28 protein-coding genes are annotated in these 24560 nt (G+C 41.6%); all 28 read right to left on the bottom strand.

The window, feature by feature from the left end; all coding sequences use genetic code 11:
• Nucleotides 1–8 precede the first annotated feature (8 nt).
• Nucleotides 9–1103, bottom strand: coding sequence for a flagellar biosynthesis protein FlhB (gene flhB, locus NYR53_RS15925; protein ID WP_261306039.1), 1095 nt, complete (start codon nt 1101–1103; stop codon nt 9–11).
• Between the two features lie 10 nt (nt 1104–1113).
• Entirely contained in the window at nt 1114–1914 is an 801-nt protein-coding gene (gene fliR, locus NYR53_RS15920; protein ID WP_261306038.1) for a flagellar biosynthetic protein FliR, read from the bottom strand.
• Between the two features lie 12 nt (nt 1915–1926).
• Entirely contained in the window at nt 1927–2196 is a 270-nt protein-coding gene (gene fliQ, locus NYR53_RS15915; protein WP_029195371.1) for a flagellar biosynthesis protein FliQ, read from the bottom strand.
• Nucleotides 2197–2221: 25 nt separating this feature from the next.
• Nucleotides 2222–2995: a flagellar type III secretion system pore protein FliP gene (fliP, locus tag NYR53_RS15910; protein WP_047672850.1), complete on the bottom strand. Its 774-nt coding sequence runs from the start codon at nt 2993–2995 to the stop codon at nt 2222–2224.
• Nucleotides 2992–3621, bottom strand: a complete 630-nt coding sequence (locus tag NYR53_RS15905; protein ID WP_261306037.1) for a flagellar biosynthetic protein FliO — start codon at nt 3619–3621, stop codon at nt 2992–2994. The genes fliP and NYR53_RS15905 overlap by 4 nt, the downstream gene beginning before the upstream one ends.
• Nucleotides 3622–3669: 48 nt before the next feature.
• Complete coding sequence (locus NYR53_RS15900; protein WP_047672845.1) at nt 3670–4032, bottom strand: response regulator; 363 nt, start codon at nt 4030–4032, stop codon at nt 3670–3672.
• Between the two features lie 24 nt (nt 4033–4056).
• On the bottom strand, nt 4057–5346 hold the full coding sequence (gene fliY / locus NYR53_RS15895; RefSeq protein ID WP_261306036.1) for a flagellar motor switch phosphatase FliY: 1290 nt from the start codon (nt 5344–5346) through the stop codon (nt 4057–4059).
• On the bottom strand, nt 5336–6334 hold the full coding sequence (fliM, locus tag NYR53_RS15890) for a flagellar motor switch protein FliM (RefSeq protein WP_261306035.1): 999 nt from the start codon (nt 6332–6334) through the stop codon (nt 5336–5338). The genes fliY and fliM overlap by 11 nt, the downstream gene beginning before the upstream one ends.
• Before the next feature lie 35 nt (nt 6335–6369).
• Nucleotides 6370–6855: a flagellar basal body-associated FliL family protein gene (locus NYR53_RS15885; RefSeq protein ID WP_261306034.1), complete on the bottom strand. Its 486-nt coding sequence runs from the start codon at nt 6853–6855 to the stop codon at nt 6370–6372.
• Nucleotides 6856–7077, bottom strand: a complete 222-nt coding sequence (locus NYR53_RS15880; protein WP_261306033.1) for a flagellar FlbD family protein — start codon at nt 7075–7077, stop codon at nt 6856–6858.
• A 61-nt stretch (nt 7078–7138) separates the two neighbouring features.
• Nucleotides 7139–7960 (bottom strand): flagellar basal body rod protein FlgG, encoded by an 822-nt coding sequence (gene flgG, locus NYR53_RS15875; RefSeq protein WP_261306032.1) that lies wholly within the window; start codon nt 7958–7960, stop codon nt 7139–7141.
• Between the two features lie 90 nt (nt 7961–8050).
• Nucleotides 8051–8437, bottom strand: coding sequence for a TIGR02530 family flagellar biosynthesis protein (locus NYR53_RS15870; protein WP_261306031.1), 387 nt, complete (start codon nt 8435–8437; stop codon nt 8051–8053).
• Nucleotides 8434–8877 (bottom strand): flagellar hook capping FlgD N-terminal domain-containing protein, encoded by a 444-nt coding sequence (locus NYR53_RS15865; protein WP_261306030.1) that lies wholly within the window; start codon nt 8875–8877, stop codon nt 8434–8436. Before NYR53_RS15865 ends, NYR53_RS15870 begins: the two co-directional genes overlap by 4 nt.
• Before the next feature lie 35 nt (nt 8878–8912).
• Nucleotides 8913–10352 (bottom strand): flagellar hook-length control protein FliK, encoded by a 1440-nt coding sequence (locus NYR53_RS15860; protein WP_261306029.1) that lies wholly within the window; start codon nt 10350–10352, stop codon nt 8913–8915.
• Nucleotides 10353–10385: 33 nt separating this feature from the next.
• On the bottom strand, nt 10386–11294 hold the full coding sequence (locus NYR53_RS15855) for a MotE family protein (RefSeq protein ID WP_261306028.1): 909 nt from the start codon (nt 11292–11294) through the stop codon (nt 10386–10388).
• Nucleotides 11295–11318: 24 nt separating this feature from the next.
• Nucleotides 11319–11762 carry a flagellar export protein FliJ gene (gene fliJ / locus NYR53_RS15850; RefSeq protein ID WP_261306027.1) on the bottom strand — a complete coding sequence of 148 codons (444 nt, stop codon included), beginning with the start codon at nt 11760–11762 and terminating at the stop codon, nt 11319–11321.
• Between the two features lie 9 nt (nt 11763–11771).
• Nucleotides 11772–13097: a flagellar protein export ATPase FliI gene (gene fliI, locus NYR53_RS15845; protein WP_261306026.1), complete on the bottom strand. Its 1326-nt coding sequence runs from the start codon at nt 13095–13097 to the stop codon at nt 11772–11774.
• Entirely contained in the window at nt 13094–13936 is an 843-nt protein-coding gene (locus NYR53_RS15840) for a FliH/SctL family protein (protein WP_437180152.1), read from the bottom strand. The genes fliI and NYR53_RS15840 overlap by 4 nt, the downstream gene beginning before the upstream one ends.
• Complete coding sequence (gene fliG / locus NYR53_RS15835; RefSeq protein ID WP_047672819.1) at nt 13920–14936, bottom strand: flagellar motor switch protein FliG; 1017 nt, start codon at nt 14934–14936, stop codon at nt 13920–13922. The genes NYR53_RS15840 and fliG overlap by 17 nt, the downstream gene beginning before the upstream one ends.
• 12 nt (nt 14937–14948) lie before the next feature.
• On the bottom strand, nt 14949–16532 hold the full coding sequence (gene fliF / locus NYR53_RS15830) for a flagellar basal-body MS-ring/collar protein FliF (RefSeq protein WP_261306024.1): 1584 nt from the start codon (nt 16530–16532) through the stop codon (nt 14949–14951).
• Nucleotides 16533–16575: 43 nt separating this feature from the next.
• Complete coding sequence (fliE, locus tag NYR53_RS15825) at nt 16576–16848, bottom strand: flagellar hook-basal body complex protein FliE (RefSeq protein WP_496198193.1); 273 nt, start codon at nt 16846–16848, stop codon at nt 16576–16578.
• A gap of 56 nt (nt 16849–16904) precedes the next feature.
• Complete coding sequence (gene flgC, locus NYR53_RS15820; RefSeq protein ID WP_261306023.1) at nt 16905–17354, bottom strand: flagellar basal body rod protein FlgC; 450 nt, start codon at nt 17352–17354, stop codon at nt 16905–16907.
• 6 nt (nt 17355–17360) lie between these two features.
• A complete protein-coding gene (gene flgB / locus NYR53_RS15815; RefSeq protein WP_261306022.1) occupies nt 17361–17768 on the bottom strand; it encodes a flagellar basal body rod protein FlgB in 408 nt (135 codons plus the stop codon).
• A 222-nt stretch (nt 17769–17990) separates the two neighbouring features.
• On the bottom strand, nt 17991–18776 hold the full coding sequence (gene codY, locus NYR53_RS15810; RefSeq protein WP_261306021.1) for a GTP-sensing pleiotropic transcriptional regulator CodY: 786 nt from the start codon (nt 18774–18776) through the stop codon (nt 17991–17993).
• Between the two features lie 41 nt (nt 18777–18817).
• Complete coding sequence (hslU, locus tag NYR53_RS15805; RefSeq protein WP_261306020.1) at nt 18818–20215, bottom strand: ATP-dependent protease ATPase subunit HslU; 1398 nt, start codon at nt 20213–20215, stop codon at nt 18818–18820.
• 132 nt (nt 20216–20347) lie between these two features.
• Nucleotides 20348–20902, bottom strand: coding sequence for an ATP-dependent protease subunit HslV (hslV, locus tag NYR53_RS15800; protein WP_261306019.1), 555 nt, complete (start codon nt 20900–20902; stop codon nt 20348–20350).
• Between the two features lie 195 nt (nt 20903–21097).
• Nucleotides 21098–22414, bottom strand: coding sequence for an FADH(2)-oxidizing methylenetetrahydrofolate--tRNA-(uracil(54)-C(5))-methyltransferase TrmFO (gene trmFO, locus NYR53_RS15795; protein ID WP_261306018.1), 1317 nt, complete (start codon nt 22412–22414; stop codon nt 21098–21100).
• Nucleotides 22415–22426: 12 nt separating this feature from the next.
• Nucleotides 22427–24529: a type I DNA topoisomerase gene (topA, locus tag NYR53_RS15790; RefSeq protein ID WP_261306017.1), complete on the bottom strand. Its 2103-nt coding sequence runs from the start codon at nt 24527–24529 to the stop codon at nt 22427–22429.
• Nucleotides 24530–24560 lie beyond the last annotated feature (31 nt).

Below are 24560 nucleotides of genomic sequence, written 5' to 3'. Positions count from 1 at the left end.
CCTCCTTATTAGTTCGTTTTGCCCTTCACCTTATATACATAAGCCAATACTTCTGCGACAGCCTGGAACAGCTCAGCGGGAATGGAGTCACCAATTTCCACCTGTGCAAAGATCGCTCGAGCAAGCGGTTTATTTTCCATCGTCATAATTCCGTTTTTCTTCGCAACTTCTTTAATCTTTAAAGCAACATAATCTGCGCCCTTAGCAATAACAGTCGGGGCTTGCATATTATTCGAATCATATTTCAAAGCAACCGCAAAATGGGTTGGATTAGTAATAATTACATCTGCTTTGGGAACCTCTTGCATCATACGCTGCATGGCCATCTGGCGCTGCTTCGCACGGATCTTTCCTTTGATAAGTGGATCCCCTTCACTCTTCTTATACTCATCTTTAATATCCTGTTTGGACATTTTGAGACTTTTCTCATATTCATACTTTTGATAAATGAAATCAAAAATGGCAAGGACAATTAATATCGCGCCAATTTTGATCCCTAGTTTAAGCGTGACCGAGGCAATAAATGAAAATGTACTCTCCAGTGGCGCATGGCCAAGGCCCAGTAGTTTAGCTTTTTCCCCCATTAATGTCGTGTACACGACATAACCGATAATTAACATCTTCAGTGTCGACTTAAGAAAATCCATCACGGTTCGTAGCGAAAAAATTCGTTTGAATCCCTCGATCGGATTAATTTTGTTAAACTTCATCATCAGGGTATCGCCAATGAACATAAAGCCAATTTGTGCATAATTTCCAATAAAAGCAACTAAAACAACTAGGATGAAAATGGGAGCTAAAATGGTTAACCCTTGTTGGACTAAATCTACGAATAGTACCTGAACGTTTGCAGAAGTAACGTCCATCGTCAGTTGATTTTCATAGACGTTGCGAAAAATATTGACCATCTTCTCTTTCATATAACCACCGAACATGAGGAACGATAGAAATGAAAATAATAAAATAAATGCCGCAGGTAAGTCCATGCTCTTCGCAACTTGACCCTTTTTACGAGCATCTTGCCTTTTCTTTGCTGTCGCAGATTCCGTCTTTTCCCCAGCAAACCATTGTAAATCGAGCTTCAATCGAAATGTTTGGGACACGGCTTACCTCCTACTTAGGTGATGGTTGCTGTGTGCCGCTAATCAGTTGAAGCAACTTCTCCATGTAATCAAAAATGGTTGCAAATAAATATTGGAATTGTGAGATTAATTCTGGGAAAAGAATAATTAGCAGAAAAAAGCCAAGTATCATTTTCAAAGGTGCGCCGATAACGAAAATATTGAATTGCGGAGCAACCCTCGTTAAGAGCCCCAACCCCAAATCAGTCAAAAAAAGGGCTGCTATGATAGGAGCAGCAAGTTGAAACGAAAGATAAAACATTTTAGACAGCGATTGAAACAAGAAATTGGAAATTTGTCCATCATAGATACGTGCGAACAGTTGATTGTCCAGCGGTATCCAACGGTAGCTGTCAATAATCGCTCTGATCAAATAATGGTGCCCATCAAATGAAAGAAAAAGCAGCACGGCGATCATATACTTAAGGTTACCTAACATTGGGCTTGAGACCCCTGTTAGAGGATCAATTACACTCGCCATACTGAAACCGATTTGCATATCCATGAAAGAGCCGGCAGTCTGGACAACTGTAAAAAAGATATAAGCGAGAAAACCAAGTAAAACGCCAACAAGCATTTCACGAATGATCAATAGAATATATTCACCATCCATGGGAATGGGTTTATCCAGCCCCATAGTCGCAAAAATGATTAACGAGATGAATACAGAAAGACCGATTTTGAACATCATCGGAACATTTCTCGAAGAGAGAATAGGTACTACGACAAAGAACGATGTAATTCGACAAAAAATAAGCAGAAAGATAGGAATAACTTGAAAAAAGTATGTCATATCGCTCACAACCTATCCAACGAATTTGTAAAGGTTGTTGAGTAAATTAAAGGTAAAGTCAACCAGTGTATTCATGATCCAAGGTCCAAATATTAAGATTGACAGCAGAACCGCAACAATTTTGGGAACAAACGCTAAGGTTTGTTCTTGAATCTGCGTCGTTGCTTGAAAAATACTGATGATCAGACCAACGACAAGCCCAATAATAAGCATGGGCGCACTTGCTTTAAGCACGGTATAAACAGCCTCACCAGCAATTCGTATTACAAATTCAGAGCCCATCTAGAAACCTCCGATATCTTGATCCTCAACCATAGCTTAGGAGTAATGATCTCACCACAAGATACCAACCATCTACAAGTATGAAAAGTAGAATTTTAAAAGGGAGTGAAATCATAACAGGCGGTAACATCATCATTCCCATTGCCATTAAGGTACTGGATACAACCATATCTATGACCAGAAACGGGATGAAAATCATGAACCCCATCTGGAAAGCTGATTTCAGTTCACTTATTGCGTATGCCGGAACTAATGAAGTAATCGGTATATCTTCTACGCCTGTTGGTGCCTTAGCTTTGGTATAGTCTAAGAACAACTTAAGATCCTTCTGACGTGTATGTTTGAACATAAACTTCTTCATGGGTAAGGATGCTTTCTCAAAAGCCTGGGTCTGATTAATTTCACCCTTCAGATAAGGCTGTAGAGCTGTTTGATTAACCTCTCCCAAGGTAGGAGACATAATAAAAAAGGTTAAAAACAGAGCTAGTCCGATTAAAACCTGATTAGGCGGCATCTGCTGGGTTCCAAGTGATGTTCGAACGAATCCAAGCACGATGACAATTCTTGTGAAACTAGTCATTAGAATTAGAAAAGATGGTGCAAGACTTAATACGGTTAATAAGAGCAGTAAGGTTACTGTGTTAGAAGATCCACCGGCAGTGCCACTAGTCCCAATATTCACATTTAAACCAGGGATCGGATTGTTTGGATCTGTTTCAGCAGCAGAAGCTGTCAGTGATAAAAGGAACACTGAAATCAATACAATCAGAAGTGTAAGAACTAATTTATTTCTTTTCATTCATCATTCAACCGATCTGTATGTTTTTGATCAGAAAGCCATTCGTGAGCATCTTTATTACGGTTTGATACTCTCTGCAGCCTATCATGAAATACTTGTTGAAAGGATGAAGTGATTTCTACTTCTTCCTCGATCTCTTTCTTTCTAACAGGAAGTTTGCTTATCCACTTACTTATTGCACCAAAGCCTACGCGATCATCCTGAGATGAAGTAAGCAATTCCGAGATGTAGGCAACTTCATCGGCGTCATTGATTTTATCCAACAATTGAATGTTCTCACCGACGCCAACCACGAAGAGCGAATGACCAATTTCAACGATCTGAATCGATTTATTTTGTCCGAGGGGAACCCCACCTAAAGAACGTATTGAGTTCCCGAACATAGTGCCTTTATTTTTCTTAGCGATGTACTTCATAAGTACAAAGAATAAGAGAATAATTAATACGAGAAAGAATATGACCTTAACAATCATGCCAAACGAACTAAATGAGTCGGTCGTCGGAAATTCCGATGTTGGAAGACCTTGTCCCGGCTCTGTTTCAGCAAAGCTCATGGAATTGGTATATAACAATGCGACTACACTTATTAGCGCAGTAATCAGTCGTTTCGATTCGAGTCTTCTCATAGTCACAACCCTTTCGGTTTATGTAAGACTCAACCGAGTGTTGACGGTTTAACCTAGAGTCTTTTTAATCGCTTCGATAACACGGTCTGCTTGAAATGGTTTCACGATAAAGTCTTTTGCTCCTGCTTGAATAGCATCAATTACCATGGCTTGCTGCCCCATTGCGGAACACATAATGACCTTTGCAGAAGGCTCAATTTTTTTAATTTCTTTCAATGCTTGTATACCGTCCATCTCAGGCATCGTAATATCCATGGTAATTAAATCAGGTTTCAATTCCTTATATTTTTCGATGGCTTGAGCACCATCATTCGCTTCTCCACAAACCTCATAACCATTTTTAGATAAAATATCACGAATCATCATTCTCATAAATGCAGCATCATCAACAATTAGAATACGGTTAGCCATGAATAAAATCCCCCTAAATTTAAATTATTGTAACTTTTGAATTCGTTCCCATTGGTTAACAATGTCAGTAACACGAACCCCAAAATTTTCATCGATGACGACAACTTCACCTTTGGCAATCAACTTATTATTTACTAAGATATCTACAGGCTCACCTGCCAGCTTATCCAATTCAATGATCGATCCCTGGGAAAGTTCTAAGATGTCTTTAATCACCTTGTGTGTTCTGCCTAATTCTACAGTTACCTTAAGAGGTATATCTAGTAGTAAATTAAGGTTTGTATCATCAGCTTGCGCCATTGAACCCGATTGTAAATTCCCGAATTGAACGGGTTGAACATTTACATTCCGATTGGGCATCCCACCATAAGCTGCCGGAGGCTGCTGATACATGGGTTGCTGTGGCGGGTACATGGGCTGTTGTGGTGGATACATCGGCTGCCCCATTGGTGGCTGTTGATACATCGGTTGTTCATACATGGGCTGCTGTTGTTGGTACATAGGCTGCTCGTAAATGGAACCTGGAGCTGCTGCAGGCTGCGTATGAGCTTCCTGTGTATGTACTGGTGACGGCGCTGCAGGAGCAGGTGCTTGAGCCGCAGGTGCAACCTCCATTGAAGAGTCAGAATCACCACCCATAAGAATCGATACCATTTCTTTGGCGAATGGAACAGGTAATAATTGCATGATGTTAGAATCAATAAGATCGCCAATGGTTAGTCGGAACGATATCTTTATAAATACGTCCTCGTCGGGTAGTTTTCCTTCTCCTTTCGACAAATTTAATATGTCGATTCCTGGAGGAGAGATATTGACAAATCGATTAAAGATGGTAGACATGGACGTAGCAGAAGATCCCATCATTTGATTCATGGCTTCTTGAACAGCACTGATGTGAATTTCACTAAGATTCTCATCACCGCCGGTACCATCACCGCCCATCATTAAATCAGCAATGACCTGAGCATCGCGTGTTTTAATGACAAGTAGATTAATCCCATCAAAACCATCAACATAATTCACATGAACGGCTACATGAGGTCTTGGAAACTGCTCTTCCAATTCGTCTTTACCAATAATAGAAACCTTCGGAGTCGTAATGTCTACTTTCTTTCCAAGCAATGTAGAAAGCGCTGTGGCTGCACTACCGAAAGTGATATTTCCAATTTCACCCAGTGCATCCTGTTCTAGGGGAGATAAATAGTCTTCAACTATAGGAGGCCCGTTAAAAGAAGAGGCTGAACTATCGTCCGATGACTGTCTCAACAAAGCATCGATCTCTTCCTGGGACAAATAATCTCTGTTATTCGTCATAATCTTCTTCTCCTTCGTTTACGATTTCTGTAATTTGTACAGCCATCTTCCCTTTTAAGGTACCGGGGCTTCCGAGATATTTCAGCTTCTCGCCCACTTTGACTTGAAGCGAATCTTCGACGGATTTATGCAGCGGGATTACATCGCCAGCCGTTAAGCCAAGGAAATCACGTATGGAAATTTCGGACGACCCCAATTCTGCAATGAGTGGCAGCTTGGTTTTTTCCAAGCGCGATTGAAGTGCTTCCACTTCTTCAGGTGCTCTCGTCTTCTTCTGGGAGACAAACCAATGATGCACAGAAAGTCGAGGCATGATGGGTTCAATGACCACATGAGGGATACACAAGTTGATCATCCCTGTAGTATCACCGATTTTGGTGCTAAGTGAAATAAGTGCAATGGTTTCATTAGGTGAAACAATCTGCATGAACTGCGGATTTGTTTCAAGGGCCTCTAAACGAGGTTGAATATCAATGACAGTCTTCCACGCCTCTTGTAAACTATCGAATGCTCTGCTAAAAATACGTTCCATCACAATCGTTTCAATCTCAGTTAAAGCATTAATTTTGGTTGGGCTCGTACCTGCACCGCCCAACAAACGGTCCAACATAGCAAATGCGACATTGGGATGAACCTCAAGCACCATTCGACCCTCTAAAGGCTCCGCTTCAAAGATGTTCAAAATGGTCATTTTCGGGATCGAACGAATAAATTCGTCGTAAGGGAGTTGTTCAACCTGGACAACACTGATCTGTACGAACGTACGGAGTTGAGCCGAAAAATACGTTGTTAAAAATCGTGCAAAGTTTTCGTGAATCCGGGTTAAGCTACGAATATGATCCTTTGAGAAACGTACGGCTCTCTTAAAGTCATAGGCCCTTACCTTCTTCTGCGTTTCCTCTTTTTTAAGTTCGTCCGCATCCATTTCGCCTGAGGACAGAGCAGCTAGCAAGGCATCGATCTCATTTTGCGACAGAACATCAACCATTCGAGTCACCTCCTTTAAGCAAAATCAAAAGCGAGTTATTGAAGTACTTTATCGGTTATCCATATTTGCTTGATTTTACCCTCATGCAGCAAGGGGTTAAGTTTGTTCATTAACGTAGAAGTTAAACCATCAGAACCTTTACTACCTTCAATTTGTTCCTTTGTCAAATCCCCTAATGCTTGTACAATTGTGCCTTTAACAGCAGATTCAAGTAGACTATCAAATTCCGTTTTCGTTTTCGAGTTCTCTAACTCAAAAGCGAAACTGATTTTAATGAAATTCTGACTTCCAGATAAGTTAGTCAAAATATCTTTAATGATAGCTGTGTTTGCCTTTACAGCCTCAGCAGATGGCGCTTTCGTCGGCTTCACGCTTGCAACAGCTTCCTGAGCTTGTACCGCCGGGTCTTTGGATTGATTATTTTTCTCCATAAAGTTCCACAAAACAAAGGCAGCCGTCAAAATCAGAGTAATTGCAATTAGAATAGAGACAATGAGTATGAAAATTTTGTTCTTAAACACTTACGAACCCTCCGCATCCCTGGACTTTATTGTCGCTCGTACTGAGCCAATCTCCTGCATGTAGGTCCGCACTAAGCTTACCACAACCTCTGCCTTTTCGAGTACTGTGATTTTCTTTCCTGTCGTTAATGTGATCATTGTGTCTGGCGTCTCTTCAATAAATTCGATAAGCAAGGCATTCAGGATAATCGCTTTCCCGTTTAAACGAGTGAGAGAAATCATGCTTCTCCTCCTGTATCAGGATAAGGGGAGACTAGCTCCCCTCTTTCACATCAATTTAAGATTAATGTTTGAGATTTACGACTTCTTGAAGTACTTCATCGGAAGTCGTGATAATCCGAGAATTCGCTTGGAAACCACGTTGAGCGATAATCATTTCGGTGAACTCACCTGTTAAGTCTACGTTTGACATTTCCAATTGTCCTGAGATCAGTGTCCCTGTTCCCGTTTCTGGATTACCGGCTGCACCAACTTCAATTGCACCCTCTGGGTTCGCATTAGCTGTCATTCGATACAAATTCCCGCCAATTTTCTCAAGACCTGAAGGGTTAATGACTTTAACGACGCCAACTTTCTGACCTGTAGTAACCGTTGCTCCTGTATTGTTGACACCAATGATATCTCCGTTTTGTGCAATCGAGAATGATACAATATCATCAGGAATGACAATCGGTCCAGCACCACCAGCACCCATAACATGAAGTCCTTCAGCATTAACAAGATTTCTGTTAGCATCTAAAGTAAAGTTACCTGATCTTGTCAAGTATGGTGCGTCAACCTGCTCGGTTGTCCCTACAGCAAAGAATCCGTCGCCGTTAATACGCAAATCAGTGGTGACATTCGTTGTCATTGCACTTCCAGCTGTATGTACAGTATCTATGGCAGCCAAACTAACACCTAATCCCACTTGCTGAGCATTCACACCACCGCGGTTCTCATCGGCAGCACTAACACCAGCAACGGTTTGACTGAGAATATCTTTAAACATAACACGGCTGCCTTTGAATCCGATGGTATTTACGTTTGCGATATTATTACCAATAACATCCAATTTCGTTTGAAAACCACGCATACCTGAAACGCCTGAGTACAAAGATCTTAACATCTATAATAGGCCTCCTAATCGGATATAAATATAATGAGCTGCTTCAATCGTTCCACAGCCCCAGGCTTCCTGCACGGTCGAGCCTGATGGTTAAGAAATAATAATGGCACTGTCTATTTGCGTAAATACATGTTCATTCATCGCGTTTCCATCAAGCGCCGTCACAACAGTTCGGTTGGGAACATTAACAATTAAAGCATTTCCACCTAAAATCATAAGTGCATCCTTAGCACCTTTTGCGGCTACCTTATCGATGGCTGTACTAAGCTTATCCAATTGCTCGGGCTTTAGTTGAATGCCTCTCTCTTTCAGTCTAACCTCTGCATGATGACTGAAACGAACAAGTTGCTCCTGAAGAAGTTTCTGAAAAGTAGGATTACCGGATTGGGTGACCGGCTGCTGTACAGGTGTTCGTCTCGTAGACGCTGGAGAAACCGCATTAGGATAAAGCTGCCCTAAGGATATTCTCTCTGTCATTTGGTTTCGCTGGCATTCTCAATTTTCTTGAGCTTGTCCAGAGAAATTTCCACTCCCTTCACATTCGCGAATTGATTTCCGTCTTTAAATGAGATGGAATCAACAACACCAGACTTTTCAACCGATGCTCCTGAAGAGTCAATCTCCGTCCATGTGATTGATTTACCGATTAATCCCGAAACAAAACCAAGAGATTGACGCATTAATTTCATTTCACCAGCCATATTGGTCAGTTGCTCTACGGATGTGAATTGCGCCATTTGTGCAATAAACTCTTTATCTTGTAAAGGTTGCGTCGGATCTTGATTTTGAAGTTGAGTAATCAAGATTTTAAGGAAATCATCCTTGCCTAACGTTTTGTTGTCATTATCTTTCGATTTTGCTTTATTTCCGGAATTGATCAAATCCGAAACATTACCTGATATCGGGCTTGTAGCCACATTTTCACCTCCAGCTGAATCACATTGATGACTAATTAAGCAATAACATCGAATGAATTTCCGTTAACTGCTGTTCGAACTTGTGCAACATTCTCAATTTCTTGGCCAAAATCAAGAGAATCGCCTTCATAGTCACTTGAACGATTTTTATTTTGATGCTGTGATTGACTAAACGGTTGCTGTTGACGTTGATCTTGGAACATACTGGATTGCATGTTTTGGTTTTGAGTGACCTCAAGCTTCTCAACTTGCAAACCTTGTGTTTGAAGTGCTTGCCTTAACTGCGGAAGCTGACTTTCCAACATCTGCTTACCTGCTAAGGAATCAGCTGCAAATTGAGCTACCAGTTGACCATCCTGCATCGAAATTCTTACATCAATATGACCGAGATTTTTAGGGAATAAAGATAGTTTAGCTTCAGAAAAACCGCCAGCCATCGTTATCTTCATGTTCTTCAATACATGCTCTGTCATTTCTTCAGTAAAATTCGCCGCATTAATTGTGGTTGTTGCCACTTTATCAATTGGAATAGCTTGTTGCGCTTTCTGCAGATCACCGATCGTAACGATGGAATTCGTTGTTGGAGCATCTTCAGTCGGCAAATCAACCAAGGCTACAAATGATTCTTCGGACGCTGTAGTAGACTCTACAACTGGTGCGTGAAGTACATTTTTCATTGCTAAAAGCTCAAGCTTGGACTTTGTAGGTTGCATGAGTGTAAATGAATCACCATCAATCTTCTGCTCAACACCTGGCTTACTTGCCTTTTTAACATGATTAGCTCTGTTAACAGATGTTGTATCACTCTTACTTACTTCTACCAAACCTTCAGTAGCTTTGGGTGCTTTTGTTGCTGCATCTGTTATTGAAGCTGGTCCTTTCAATGTCGCCATTAACTCTGGAAGCAAAGGCTCAATCGTGTTAAGTAAGTCTTGGTTCAAAAACTTCAAAATAGGATTGTCAGGCTGCTGTTTAGTCAAAGTTGTCAATGTAAGCAAAGTATTCTGGGCCTGCAAGTTTAAAGTATCTGCTGGCTGATGATTCAATCCATTCGGTAGAGTGAAAGCTGCGTTAGATTGTGCATCGCCAAGTGTACTTAACAACTGCTCAGCATCTTCGAACCACTTCTTTACGTTCTGGCCTTGTAATAATTGTTCAGCTAGCTTAGGATTACTGTTCATTGCCTCCAAAAGCATTTCTGGTAGAGGTTGATCTTCCGTTCCTTGTTCAACCTGCTGTACAGCGGCACCTTGAAGGGGCATTACCAAGCTTTGAAGCATTTGAAGCAGCATGTTCAAAGAAAGAGCTGGATCAGATGCATTGGCATCACCAGAAGCACTCTCTTGTACAATTTGACCATCTAAGACTTGATTAAAAGAAGTATCTTTGGTAGCCGTTTCAGTCGTACTTGCTTTACCTGTTGCTGATGAAGCCGCATTGTTTCCAGTAGGTACTGTTGGCATTTGAACGTCCATTTTTTTCACCTCCCTTCGTGAAATCAATTGACATTACTGAACAAGTTTAGCTGAAATTGAAGCAGCGATTTCTTTATTTGCGTCTGACAATGAAGACATTACTTTAGAACGAGAAGCGTTATCCATCCCGCTGAGAATTGCTAACACTTTATCAGGGTTAGATTTATTCATTTCCAGCAGGACGTTGGAAGCGCTTTTCGGTGTCATGTTGGCAAAAGTTTGCCCTAAATCTGTTTTACTTACGAAAGTTACAGTTTTCGTCGCTCCATTCGTTGCCAATCTCTCTTGCAAGGCAGCAATTTCTTTATCACGAACAGGAACAACATCTTTAACTCCAATAGAAGCCTCCGCCGCTTTAGCAGGGGTCATTTTTTCAAGAATAGCTCCGCGACTATCTGCTTTCATCATAGAAAACACAAGAACCATTTCTTTTGGTGTCAATGCTTCAATGATAGGGGCAGCTTTACTAGGATTCATTTTTGCGTACATATTCGCAAGTTGAGTAATTTGATTGTTATATTCTTCTTCGGTTTGAGTTTTACTTTTCAGCTTCTCTTCCAAATCAGTTAACTTCGCCTGAGCATCTTTCAATGAAGTATCCTTCTGCTCGGTTGTCGAATCAGCTTTCTGCAAAGCTGTTTGAAGTTCAGCAATTCTTGCGTTTAGCTTCGTAATCTCTTCATCTTTAATCTTGATGCTTTGCTCAGAAGTCGGTGCTTTACCATCACTCGTCACTACTGCTTTTTCTTTGGGAGCAGGGACGATTGCCCCAATGACCGGTGTATTGTGCAGCACCTTCTGTATACTGCTCTTAATATCATAATCAAAAATTGACAACAGCACGAAGAGCAAAACTGCCGTAAACACAAAGGGGATGACAAACCATATCAGAAATCGTTCCAGTGCACTATAAGATGCACCCTCTATGCTTGTATCGGCCATCTCCTCTTCCCTCCTTTACCTTCCTCAATACGTTAGTCGCCTGAAACGGTTGGTGGCCATTTCATCTAGAGCTTCTTGCTCTTTTTTAGCGACAAAGGATTGAAATTGGTTATAAGCCTTCTCTCTTGCCTTTGACCATACTTTCTCATCAATCATTCTTTCCGAAAGATGTTCCTGCTTTTTGAGCACGACATGCTGTGCTTGCTGCACATCCAGATATTTGCGGGCGATCTGTTGATCAACATGGTTCATGTAATTTTGCATTAACAGCATCTTGGAAATAGATACCGAACCGCTAGATACATTTGCCATTTCGTTATGAAGGCTATCTTTTTGCTCAAACAATCCATGCAAGCTCGTTTCTTCGTTCCTTAGCTGCCCCATTGCCTCAGACAGTATCCACTCTGCCTGTGTTCGTTCATTGTTTTTCAAATCGACAATTTGCTGGAAAGAATAACGAAAATTCATTCAGGAGCCTCATCCCTTATAAAATTCATGAATCAAACGTTCTTGAGCTTCTTCAAACGTTAACTTCTCAGAAGTTTTTTGCTTCGTGAAATCCCATATAGCCTCGATATTATCCATAGCGATATCAATATTTGGGTTAGAACCTTTTTGGTATGCCCCTATATTGATAAGATCTTCCGAATCTTTATATATAGAAAGAAGTCGCTTCAATTGATCCGCTGCTTCCATGTGTTCTGTAGGAACAATTTCTTTCATGACTCGGCTTACGCTGGATAAAACATCGATGGCTGGGTAATGACCCTTATTAGCAATGTTGCGATTCAGGACAATATGTCCGTCCAGAATACCTCGTACTGCATCAGCGATAGGTTCATTCATGTCATCCCCGTCTACAAGCACGGTATAAAAAGCGGTAATGGAGCCCTTTGGTCCCGTACCTGAACGTTCTAGAAGCCTTGGCAGCATGGCAAAAACCGAAGGCGTATAACCACGTGTAGCTGGAGGTTCTCCAACAGCAAGTCCGACCTCACGCTGAGCCATTGCAAAACGAGTGACTGAATCCATCATCATCATGACATTTAAGCCGCGATCTCGGAAATACTCGGCAATACTAGTAGCGATCATCGCACCTTTGATTCGAATCAAAGCAGGTTGATCCGAGGTTGCAACAATCACAACGGATCTAGCAAGTCCTTCAGGACCTAAATCTCTTTCGATAAAGTCTAGAACTTCTCTACCACGCTCACCAATAAGAGCAATGACATTAACATCAGCGGATGTATTACGAGCAATCATACCCATTAAAGTACTTTTACCTACACCAGAACCAGCGAAAATACCGACACGCTGACCCTTACCAATCGTTAATAGGCCATCAATGCAGCGAACACCAACCGAAATTGGATTCAGAACGCGCGGACGTGTTAGCGGGTTTCCGGGTACATTATTCGTAGAATATTGTGCCATTCTAGAGGGTAAGAATGAACCATCTAAGGGTTGACCCAAACCATCTAAAACCTTACCAAGCAGCTCATGGCCAACTTGAACAGTAAGCGGCTTGCCTGTACCTACGACATCGCATCCAGGACCTATTGCATCCAAATCACCGAGTGGCATCAGAATTACTTTATTGCTGCGAAATCCAACGACCTCAGCCTTTAACGGCTTGTTAGACTTGTGCGGATAGATATAGCAAAGATCGCCAATGCTCACATCAGGACCTTCTGACTCAACTGTCAGACCTATCACTTGCGTCACTTTACCGTTAACTCGGATCGGATCAATCGAATGTAGATGCTCCTTGTATTTATCAGCATTAGGCTGCTTGCTGCTCATGACTCGGATACCTCACTTTGAGTTGCCAATTGTCTTAACGCAGACTTAATCTCTTTTAACTGAGTATCAATTCTGGCATCAATGCTTCCAAATGAGGAACGTATCACACATCCACGGTCTTGTACGGTAGAGTCTGGAATAATTTGCAATTCCGCTTGTGAATCAATGGAAGTTAGTAACTCTTCGCGTGCATCTTGGATATATGCAAACTGTGAAGGTGCTACACAAAGCGCGATAATTCCTTTTTCTCGTCTACGTGAAAGTACCATCTGAATTAAATCAATGACCCATTCTGGATTCAAAGTTAACTGACGTCCAATTACTTTCTCAGCAATGGAAGTACTAAGCTCAATTAAGAATGGTTCAGATTCTTGAATAATTTGCTGCTTAAGCTTGTAGGCTTGTTCTAAAATGGTTCGAGCCTCTGTTAACATCTCACCGTATTCTTGTCGGAGATTAGCTTCGGCTTGAGCAATCCCTTGTTCATAGCCCTCATCGAATCCTGATTGCCTGGATAGCGCAATGTGCTCTTCATCCTCAGCACGGCGACTCTCCCACCAACTCGTGATTTCTGCATGCGTTTGTTCTTTAAGCGCTGCACACTCTCGCATCGCCTGATCGATTTGTTCATGGGCAAAAGCTTCAGCGTCTTGTAGGATCTGCTCCTTCATACTTGTAGCTTCTGTTAGTTCCTGCTGCTGTTCAGGAGTCAATTGATTGGCTTCATCCGTTAACATACCAGCGCGTAATAATTCAAGAGGAGATATCGTTTCTACTAATTTCTTATCATCTAATGGAAAATAAGCGAATGATTTAATGACATTAGACAATAATATCATCTCCTCCACCACGTGCGATGATGATTTCGCCAGATTCTTCTAAGCGGCGAATCGTTGCAACAATCCGGGTCTGAGCTTCTTCAACATCACGTAAACGCACAGGTCCCATAAATTCCATTTCTTCCTTAAAGGTATCCGCCATACGTTTGGACATATTCTTGAACAAGGCATCGCGAACTTCTTCGCTTGCAACTTTAAGAGCAAGTTGTAAATCCGCATTCTCAATGTCGCGAATAATTCGCTGAATGGAACGATTGTCGATATTGACAATATCTTCGAAGACAAACATCCGCTTCTTAATTTCTTCCGCAAGTTCCGGATCCTGAATTTCAAGGGAATCAAGAATGGTTCGCTCTGTACCCCGATCGACACCATTCAGAATTTGAACGATGGAAGCAATACCACCTGCATTTGTGTAATCCTGAGTTACCGTTGAAGATAGCTTTTGTTCAAGGACGCGTTCTACCTGACTAATGACTTCAGGAGAGGTGCTATCCATGAGTGCAATACGCTTAGCAACATCAGCTTGCTTTTCCTGTGGTAATGAAGACAAGATGATTGAAGCTTGATCTGCCTGCAAATAAGACAAAACTAAAGCGATTGTCTGTGAATTCTCATTTTGAATGAAGTTTAGAATTTGCGCAGGATCTGCTTTTCTTGCAAAATCGAAAGGTCTCACTTGCAGAGTGGCTGTCAAACGATTGATGATGTCAAGCGCTTTTTGAGATCCCAACGCCTTTTCCAAAATATCCTTGGCGTATGAAATACCACCTTGAGAAATAAATTCTTGGGCTAAGCATATCTGATGAAATTCAGATAAAATAGCTTCTTTTTCATAAGAATCTACTTTTCTAACATTCGCAATTTCTAACGTTAATTGCTCAATCTCTTCTTCTCTCAAGTGTTTAAATATTTGAGCAGACACCTCAGGGCCTAAACTGATCAAAAGAATGGCTGCCTTTTGTCGTCCTGTTAACCCTTGCAGAGCAGCTTTAGCCATACAAGTGCACCCCTATTCGTCTACTAACCATGTACGAAGCAAATTGACAAAGTCTTCTGGTCGCTTTTTTGCAAGAGTCTCTAACTGCTTGCGTACTTGATTTTCATTCGTAACATTTTCGATATCAATCGTAGGAAGCTCTGCTTTACCAGCTGCGATATTCATTTCTTGATCCAATTGTTGCTGCGCAGCTTTTCTACGTTTTCTAATAGCGAACCCTGCAATTAATCCAATTGCCAGTGCCGCTAGTGCTAAGCCTGCATACGTCAAGTATGTAGTTGTTTTCGAAGCAAGTGTATCCGTAGGTCTTGCAAAAGAATGTGCGAATACCGTAACTTTTTTCTGTAAATCTGCGTCTGTATATGTAACCTTATTATCTGCTAGAGCGGTTCTAACGATATTTACTAGTGCACTTTGCACCGCGGCCTTGGTCTCAGCCGTTAATGAGTTGGGATCATCTTTAACCGGAGGCTCAATCCCTACATTTATACTTAAGTCTTTTACAACATAAGGCGTAGAGATAATATCGTTTGTAATTCGATTGACTTCATAATTGACAGTCTTATTATTTTTCTCTGAGTTAGATTTGCCTGAGCTGGCCGCCCCTGGATAGCCTGGAACATCTGTAGTCCCTGTACCTGGTACACCGCCTGTATCTGCACCATTGTTCTGATACGACTCACTTGCTTCTTGCAGAGAAATTTCCAGCCCTTTTTGATCCACTTGGTTCGGGGCACTGACTAGCTGTTCTTTACTTTTCTTTTGATCAAAATTCATTGTAGAGAATACACTTACATTTACTTTATCACGGCCAAACATCGTACCCAGCATCGTATTAATATTCTTCTGTAAATCATTTCGGAATTGGTTATTAATATCTGCTTGACTACTTACTAAACTCGTTGATGACGTCCCGCCGACCTTCGAAGATACAAGACTTTGTCCATATTGGTCAGAGATCGTAATATTCTCTAAAGGAAGATTCTTAACACTATGCGAAACTAAGTTATAAATCGTATCAACCTTTGCTTGATCTAATGTGTAGCCCTGTTTCGTCTGCACGACAACAGATGCCGTTGCTTTCTCTTGCTGCTGTTGTAAGAAAGGTCCTTCTTCTGGAAGAGAAATGAGAACTTTAGAACTTGCGATTGCTTGATTCGCGTTAATCAACTGTTGAAGCTCGCCTTGAATCGCGTTCAAGTATTTGACTTTGAATTCGTTGTCTGTAATACCAAATGAACTGCTATCGCTAAATGCGCCAAAGCCTAAAGAGCCGTTCTTATTTAAACCTTGGGACTCAACACCAAGCTTTACATTTGCTACTTCACTTGTTGGCACTTCTATACTTTTACCATCAGCGCTAAGATGATACGGAATCTTTGCTGTATCCAGATATGACTTGATCGCTGAAGCATCACTTGGCTGTAATTCCGTAAATGCGAGTGAATACTCCGTTTTTGATAAATTAATACTTATAATTGCCGCAGTAAGAATCAGTAGGACAACCGTTGCTATAAAAGTGATTTTCGTTGTTCTACTATAACGATTCCAATATTGCTTCACCTTTTCCCAGTACTGGAGCAGGTTCTCGTTCACTCTGTCACCTCATCGAACCAAAATTTAGCAGCATCTAAGTCAATCACAGCTGCATTCTCATCATTTCTTGGTATGCTTCAAGGACTTTGTTTCTGACTTGAACAGTCAACTCAAGCCCTAGCGATGCTTTCTCAGAGGCTATTGTCAATTGATGAACATCGGAAAGCTCACCTTTGATGAAACTCTGATTCAAATTGTCCACTTGCTGTTGTTGTGTGTTTAAGTTTGTTATGGCGTCATTCAGGAACGAACCGAATCTTTTGCCAAGGTCAGCAGCCCCTTCACCAGAGTTATCCTTTGGTTGAATGGAACTCATGATGTTTAGTGGACTGTAACTTATTTTGTCAATCATGATGCAACCTCCTGTAGTGGTTATCTACCAATCTCCAAAGCTTTGGTTATCATTGATTTACTAGCATTAAGAGCAGTTACGTTCGCTTCATAAGATCTAGTAGCAGAGATCATATCGACCATTTCTTTAAGCACATCGACATTGGGCATATAAACAAATCCATTGGCATCCGCATCTGGATGAGATGGGTTATACACTTGTTTCAATGGTGACTTATCTTCAAAAATTTTATTCACCCTTACACCTTCGCCAGTACCATCAGCCATAGCTGATTTAAGCGACTGCGCAAAGCTGGGCTGCGACTTCGTTTCGAAAGCAACTAACTTCCTTGTATAGGGAACCCATTTCCCATCTACGAATTTTGCACGTGTTGTATCAGCATTCGCTATATTAGAAGAGACAACATCCATTCTTAATCGCTGAGCAGTAAGTGCCGATGAACTGATGTCAAATCCATTGGTTAACCTCATTGGTTATTACTTCCCTCCTAAGACTGTGCGCATTTTTTTGAACTCGCTGTTCATTTGCTGAATCATTGCATTGTATTTAAGTTGATTTTTGGCCATTAACGACATTTCATAATCCATATCGACATTGTTCATGTTGTTGTTAATTGCTGTCGATTCATCTGTTTTTATTTCTGAATTTGGCAGATTTGTGGATTTCCCTATTAAGAAATGCCTAGGGTCTGTCCGATAACCTTCTATAGAGGGTGTTGAAGAATCCATCTGACCTTGTAAAAGTTCTTCGAACACGACATCCGAACGCTTGAAGAAGGGTGTATCCGCATTGGCTACGTTGTTTGCTACAACCTTTTGTCTTAGAGTCGATGCATCCAGTGATCGCTCCATCAAGTTCCAACTTGGTTTGTCTATCAAAGACATTATGATACCCCCGTTAATAGAATATTCGACTTATACTTCAACATTGTATTTATCGATTCCTTCTTATTTCGACATTATTTTCATAAAATAATTTGAAATGGACCTTATTGTAGAAATATGTAAAACATTCGGTAACCTTTCTTATCATCTAAGATATTACGATAACTTACAATAAGAAAAAAGCCCTATCTTTTACAAGACAGGGCTTTTTTATGTGTTAATCTATAGTTTTGTTTTTAATTGCTCGATACTTTGTATTAATTGCTCATTCAAAATACGGATATAAGTGCCCTTCATACCTAGCGAACGAGTTTCAATAACTCCGGCACTTTCCAGTTTGCGAAGTGCATTAACAATAACAGAACGAGTAATGCCTACCCGATCGGCAATTTTGCTCGCTACCAAAAGTCCTTCCTTACCGTCTAATTCTTCAAAAATATGTTCCACCGCTTCCATTTCACTGAAAGATAAGGAACCGATCGCAACTTGAACGACCGCTTTACTTCTAGCTTCTTCCTCTATTTCCTCGGCACGTTCTCTTAATATTTCCATTGCGATAACTGTTGATCCATATTCAGCCAGAACTAAGTCATCATCAATGAAAGTCCCTTCGCTACGACTTAAAATAAGTGTTCCCAAACGAGAGCCACCACCAATAATTGGTACTAAGGTCGTATGCGTGTATGGAAACATATCTTTCATTTGCTCCGTGTAATAGAAATAAGGACTATCCGGTTCTGCAGTTGATGCTGTTTCCTCAATCTTCAAGAGCAGATTGTTAGACTCCATTGGAAATCTGCGTTCAATTAAAATGGTCTGATTCATTTCGGGCGAAACAGGATCATTCGTTACAGCATATCCAAGAATTTTGCCTTTGCGGCTAACGACGTAGATATTCGCGATTACAATATCACGCAGCACTTCGGCCATATCCATAAAGCTAACTGCATTGCCAGCTTCTTTTTGCAGCAAGCGATTTAGCCTTCTTGTTTTATTTAATAAACTCATTTAACTGCCTCCTACTTACTTCACCATGCGATAGTTCTTTATTATAAGATATATTGACTTAAATCTCTGTTTTGTACAATATCACCGAGCTTCTCACGAACATATTCCGGATTAATGACAATAGACTCCAATGTAATTTCTGGTGCTTCAAAAGATAAATCCTCCAGCAATTTTTCTAAAATGGTGTGTAATCGCCGGGCACCGATATTCTCGGTATTCTGATTAACTTCAACAGCAATACGAGCAATTTCATAAATAGCTTCGTCCGCAAACTCAACCGTTATACCTTCCGTTTGCAACAACGCTGTATATTGTTTTGTTAATGCATTTTTGGGTTCTTTTAAAATAGAAACAAAGTCTTCCAAGGTTAAGTTACTTAGCTCTACCCGAATCGGGAACCTTCCCTGAAGCTCTGGGATTAAATCAGAAGGCTTAGCTATATGAAAAGCACCTGCACCAATAAATAAGACATAATCCGTCTTTACGGGCCCATATTTGGTTACGACCGTCGATCCTTCTACAATCGGCAAAATGTCTCGCTGAACACCTTCCCGAGAGATGTCCGGTCCGCTGCCGCCGCGGCTATTACTTGCGATCTTATCGATCTCATCAATAAAAATAATACCGGATTGTTCTGCGCGGTTTACAGATTCCTGGATCACTTCATCCATGTCAATCAATCTTTGCGCTTCTTCCTGCGTTAACACTTTCCTAGCTTCTTTTACAAGCAGCTTACGTTTCTTCATTTTTTTCGGGAGTAGATTGCCGAACATCTCCTGCATATTCATTCCAGCTTGTTCATTGCCTTGGCCAGCCAGCATATCCATCATCGATGGTGAAGAGTCTTCCACCTCGATTTCAACAACTTCATTCTCTAATTTACCATTAGTCAATTGCTCAGCGATTTGAGCCCTTTTTGCGGCAAGTGAAGGATCTGGCGCACTTTCTTCTTGATCCGGTTGGTTTTGCCCACCAAACAGCATCTCAAGAGGATTACGCTGTGTTTTGGCACGCGTCGGACTTGGTGCCAGCAAAGTAACAAGGCGCTCGTTAGCGAGCTTCTCAGCACGGTCTTTGACCTTCTCCATCCGCTCAGCCTTAACCATGCGTACAGAAGTTTCGATCAGATCACGTACCATTGACTCCACATCACGACCAACATAACCAACTTCCGTGAATTTAGTAGCCTCTATCTTAATAAATGGTGCGCCTACCAATTTAGCTAGTCTGCGCGCAATTTCAGTCTTTCCTACGCCGGTTGGCCCGATCATGAGTATATTCTTTGGAACAATTTCATCCCGCATCGCTTCATCCACGAGGTTTCTCCGATAGCGGTTTCGCAGAGCAATAGCAACCGATTTTTTCGCTTTTTTCTGACCTACTATGTATCGATCCAATTCTTGGACAATTTGTTTAGGTGTAAGGGAGCTGTTTGCCATTTTGTACCCTCCTAAAAGTTTTGCTTTAGCAAAACTAACATCGTAAGCGTAAACTGAGTTTTCCGTAGGAAAACTTGCATCGTAAGCGTTGGCTTAGTTTTGCTTTAGCAAAACTAACATCGTAAGCGTAAACTATTCAATCTCTTCCACAATAATATTATGATTTGTAAACACGCATATTTCAGCTGCAGTTGTTAAGGCAGCGTGGGCTATTTCCTTAGCGCTTAGCGACGACGCATGACGATGCAATGCTCTTCCTGCAGCTAATGCAAAACTGCCACCAGACCCAATAGCCAAAATACCGTCATCAGGCTCAATAACTTCACCATTTCCTGAGAGCAGCAGTAAACCGGTTGCATCCATAACGATCATCATGGCTTCAAGCCTCCGCAGCACGCGATCTTGACGCCAATCCTTCGTAAGCTCTACCGCAGCACGCGACAAATTACCGTGGTGTTCCTCCAGCTTGCCTTCGAATTTCTCAAAAAGTGTAATCGCATCGGCAACAGAACCAGCAAAACCAGCGATGACTTTCCCTCTATGTAAACGCCGAACTTTTTTGGCTGTGCTTTTCATAATCATACTGTTGCCAAATGTCACTTGCCCATCTCCGGCAATAGCTCCCTTACCTTGATGACGAATGGCAAAGATTGTTGTCGCATGAAACGTAGCTTGATTAGGATCCATCTCTTCTCACCTCTCAAATGGAATCATACACCATGAAAGTCACTCTTTGCGTTGGTTTCGGTCTCATAAATGAGATAAACCTCTAGCGAGGTCAATTCGAGAAATGACCGCATCTAGAGGTAAATGTATGAGGAAACGAATGAAAAATGCTACAAAACATAATTATAGTAACATAGCCGATAGTCCAATTACAACCTACTCTGCATATGTTTTCTTAAAATTCTGAATACTTTCCAAAGCTCGATTAGCCAGTTTCTCGTATTTTTCTTTTTTATTGCGAATTCTTTCGGGTAACTGTGGAAGTAAACCGAAATTAGCATTCATCGGCTGAAAATGTTTGAAGTCAGCTGTCGTGATATAATGTGCCATACTCCCTAAAGTCGTTTCCTCCGGTACAACCAAACAAGACTGCCCTTTAGCTAAACGCCCCGCATTCATACCTGCTATCAGACCAGAAGCCGCAGATTCCACATATCCTTCTACACCCGTCATTTGACCTGCAAAGAACAGATTCTCACGACGTTTAAATTGATAAGTGGGTTCAAGAAGCTTAGGAGAGTTAATAAACGTGTTACGATGCATCACACCATAACGTACGAACTCTGCTTGCTCTAACCCTGGAATCAAGGACAATACCCGTTTCTGCTCTCCCCATTTCAAATGGGTTTGGAAACCGACTAAGTTATACAAAGTTCCCGCTGCATTATCTTGACGGAGCTGAACGACAGCATGCGGCATCTTACCTGTGTGTGGATTTATTAAACCGACTGGTTTCATTGGTCCGAACAGTACCGTTTGTCTACCGCGCTTCGCCATGACTTCTAAGGGCATACAGCCTTCGAAATAAATTTCTTTCTCGAACTCCTTCAGCTCTGCAACCTCAGCAGTGATTAAAGCTTCATAGAAAACATTGAACTCTTCTTCTGTCATAGGACAGTTAAGGTAAGCAGCCTCTCCTTTGTCATAACGGGAAGCCAAGTACACTTTATTCATATCAATGGAGTCCTTCTCCACAATCGGAGCTGCTGCATCATAAAAGTACAAGTACTCCTCACCCATAAGCTCTTTGAGGCCTGCAGAAAGTGCTGGAGATGTTAATGGACCTGAGGCAACTACTGTAATGCCTTCAGGCAAGGTTTGAACTTCCTCATTGCGAACTTCTATGAGCGGATGGTTGCGAAGTGTTGTTGTAACCGCTTGAGAGAACCCATCGCGGTCAACAGCTAACGCGCCTCCTGCTGGTACAGCATGCTCATCTGCACAAGATAGAATGAGTGAATCCATACGTCTCATTTCTTCCTTCAGTACTCCAACAGCGTTGGTAAGGCCATTCGAACGTAGAGAGTTACTACAGACTAGCTCAGCAAATTGATCAGTTATATGGGCTGGGGTTTTACGGACATTACGCATTTCGTATAAAGTAACAGGCACACCCTGACGGGCAATTTGCCAGGCGGCTTCACTTCCAGCCAATCCTGCACCGATGACTGTTACTCTTTGATATTCTGGCAAAATCGGACACCTCTAATCTTTCATATCATCTGAATTATCGTCACTAACTTCTTCTTTATGATCACACGCGGTACATTGAATAGTTACGCCGTTTTTGCTTCTTTTCTCGATCATCATCGAGCTGCAAACAGGACATGGCTTATTGACCGGTTTATCCCACGAGACAAAGTCACAGGTTGGATACTGATCACAGCCATAGAAAACTCGGCCCTTTTTGCTTCTGCGTTCGACAATTTTCCCTGTATGACAAGTTGGACATGTAACACCAATATCTTTAATGATCGGTTTCGTATTGCGGCACTCAGGGAATCCAGAACACGCTAGAAACTTACCGAAACGCCCCATTTTATAGACAAGATGTTTACCACACTTCTCACAAATCTCATCCGAGATTTCATCTTGAATTTCGATTTCCTTCATTTCCTCTTCAGCGAAGATAAGCCGCTTTTCAAAGGATGAGTAGAATGTATCCAGAACCCGAACCCAGTCCTCTTTCCCCTCTTCGACGAAGTCAAGCTCTTCTTCCATATGAGCCGTGAACTCGATATCTAGAATTTCAGGAAAAAACTCCTGCATTAATTGAATAACTAATTCACCAAGCTCTGTAGGCACGAATTTCTTCTCTTCGATGGCAACATACCCACGCTTCTGAATCGTCTCCAGTGTCGGTGCATACGTACTCGGACGTCCAATGCCCATTTCCTCTAACGCCCTAACTAAACGCGCTTCTGTATACCTTGGAGGCGGTTGAGTAAAGTGCTGCTTCGGATCCACGCTTTGCTTCTGCAAAGAATCACCCTTAGAAAGTGGCGGCAGCAACTTATCCTCTTCTGTCGTCCCGTCGTCATTGCTCTCGACATAAACTTTCATAAATCCAGCAAACTTCATCTTTGACCCATTTGCTCTAAACACGGTTTCTCCAGCTGTTAAATCAATGGTCATCGTATCCAAAACGGCTGAAGCCATTTGACTCGCTACAAAACGATCCCAAACCAGCTTGTACAGACGATATTGATCTTTACTGAGAAATGCCTTCATTTGATCAGGTTCCCGCAGAACAGATGTAGGTCGAATACCTTCATGCGCGTCTTGCGCATTAGCATTTTTCTTCGTGTACTGGCGAGGTGTCTCCGGGTAGAAATCAGGACCATATTTATTAAGAATAAAATCTTTAGCCTCTTCTTGGGCAACCGGAGAAATACGGGTGGAATCGGTACGCATGTAGGTAATCAAACCAACCGTACCTTCTTTTCCTAAATCTATTCCTTCATATAATTGCTGTGCCACTGACATCGTCTTTGATGCACGGAAATTAAGTTTCCTTGCCGCTTCCTGCTGCATAGAGCTAGTAATGAAAGGAGGAGAAGGATTACGCTGGCGCTCTTTCTCTTTCACTTCTTTCACAGTAAAAGCATCACTGCCCATCGCTGCTAAAATCAGATCGACGTCTTCTTGCGAATGCAGTTCCTTCTTCTCACCGTTAATGCTGTGATACTTCGCTTCGAACACGGTTTTGCCAGCATCCAAAACAACGGTAATTGACCAATACTCTTCAGGTTCGAAGGCCTTGATCTCATTCTCTCTGTCTTGAATTAATTTAACCGCAACCGACTGTACACGGCCTGCAGATAATCCTTTTTTTACCTTTTTCCAAAGTAAGGGACTGATTTTATAACCAACGAGTCGATCCAATATGCGCCGTGCTTGCTGTGCGTTAACGAGATCTTGATTAATTCGGCGCGGCGTTTTGAATGCATCCTTTACCGCATCCTTCGTTATCTCATTAAATACAACACGGCAGAGTTCTTCGGAACCTACATCCAAATAATGAGCTAAGTGCCAGGCAATAGCTTCACCTTCACGATCCGGATCCGCCGCCAGATATATTTTTTTCACTTTTTTACTCGCATCTTTTAATTCTTTGAGTATAGAACCTTTACCGCGGATTGTTATGTATTTAGGCTCAAAGTTACGATCCACTTCTACGCCAATTTGGCTTTTCGGAAGGTCGCGAATATGACCCATTGAGGCTTTTACGATAAATTTACTTCCCAAATATTTGCCAATGGTTTTGGCTTTTGCTGGTGACTCAACTATGACTAAGGAATCCGCCATGGATCGTCCTTCCTCCCCTCTTGGTTTCAAG

Source organism: Paenibacillus andongensis, assembly GCF_025369935.1.
In the GTDB taxonomy this organism is placed as follows: Bacteria; Bacillota; Bacilli; order Paenibacillales; family NBRC-103111; genus Paenibacillus_E; species Paenibacillus_E andongensis.
This window is presented reverse-complemented; position numbering and strand designations above follow the sequence as displayed.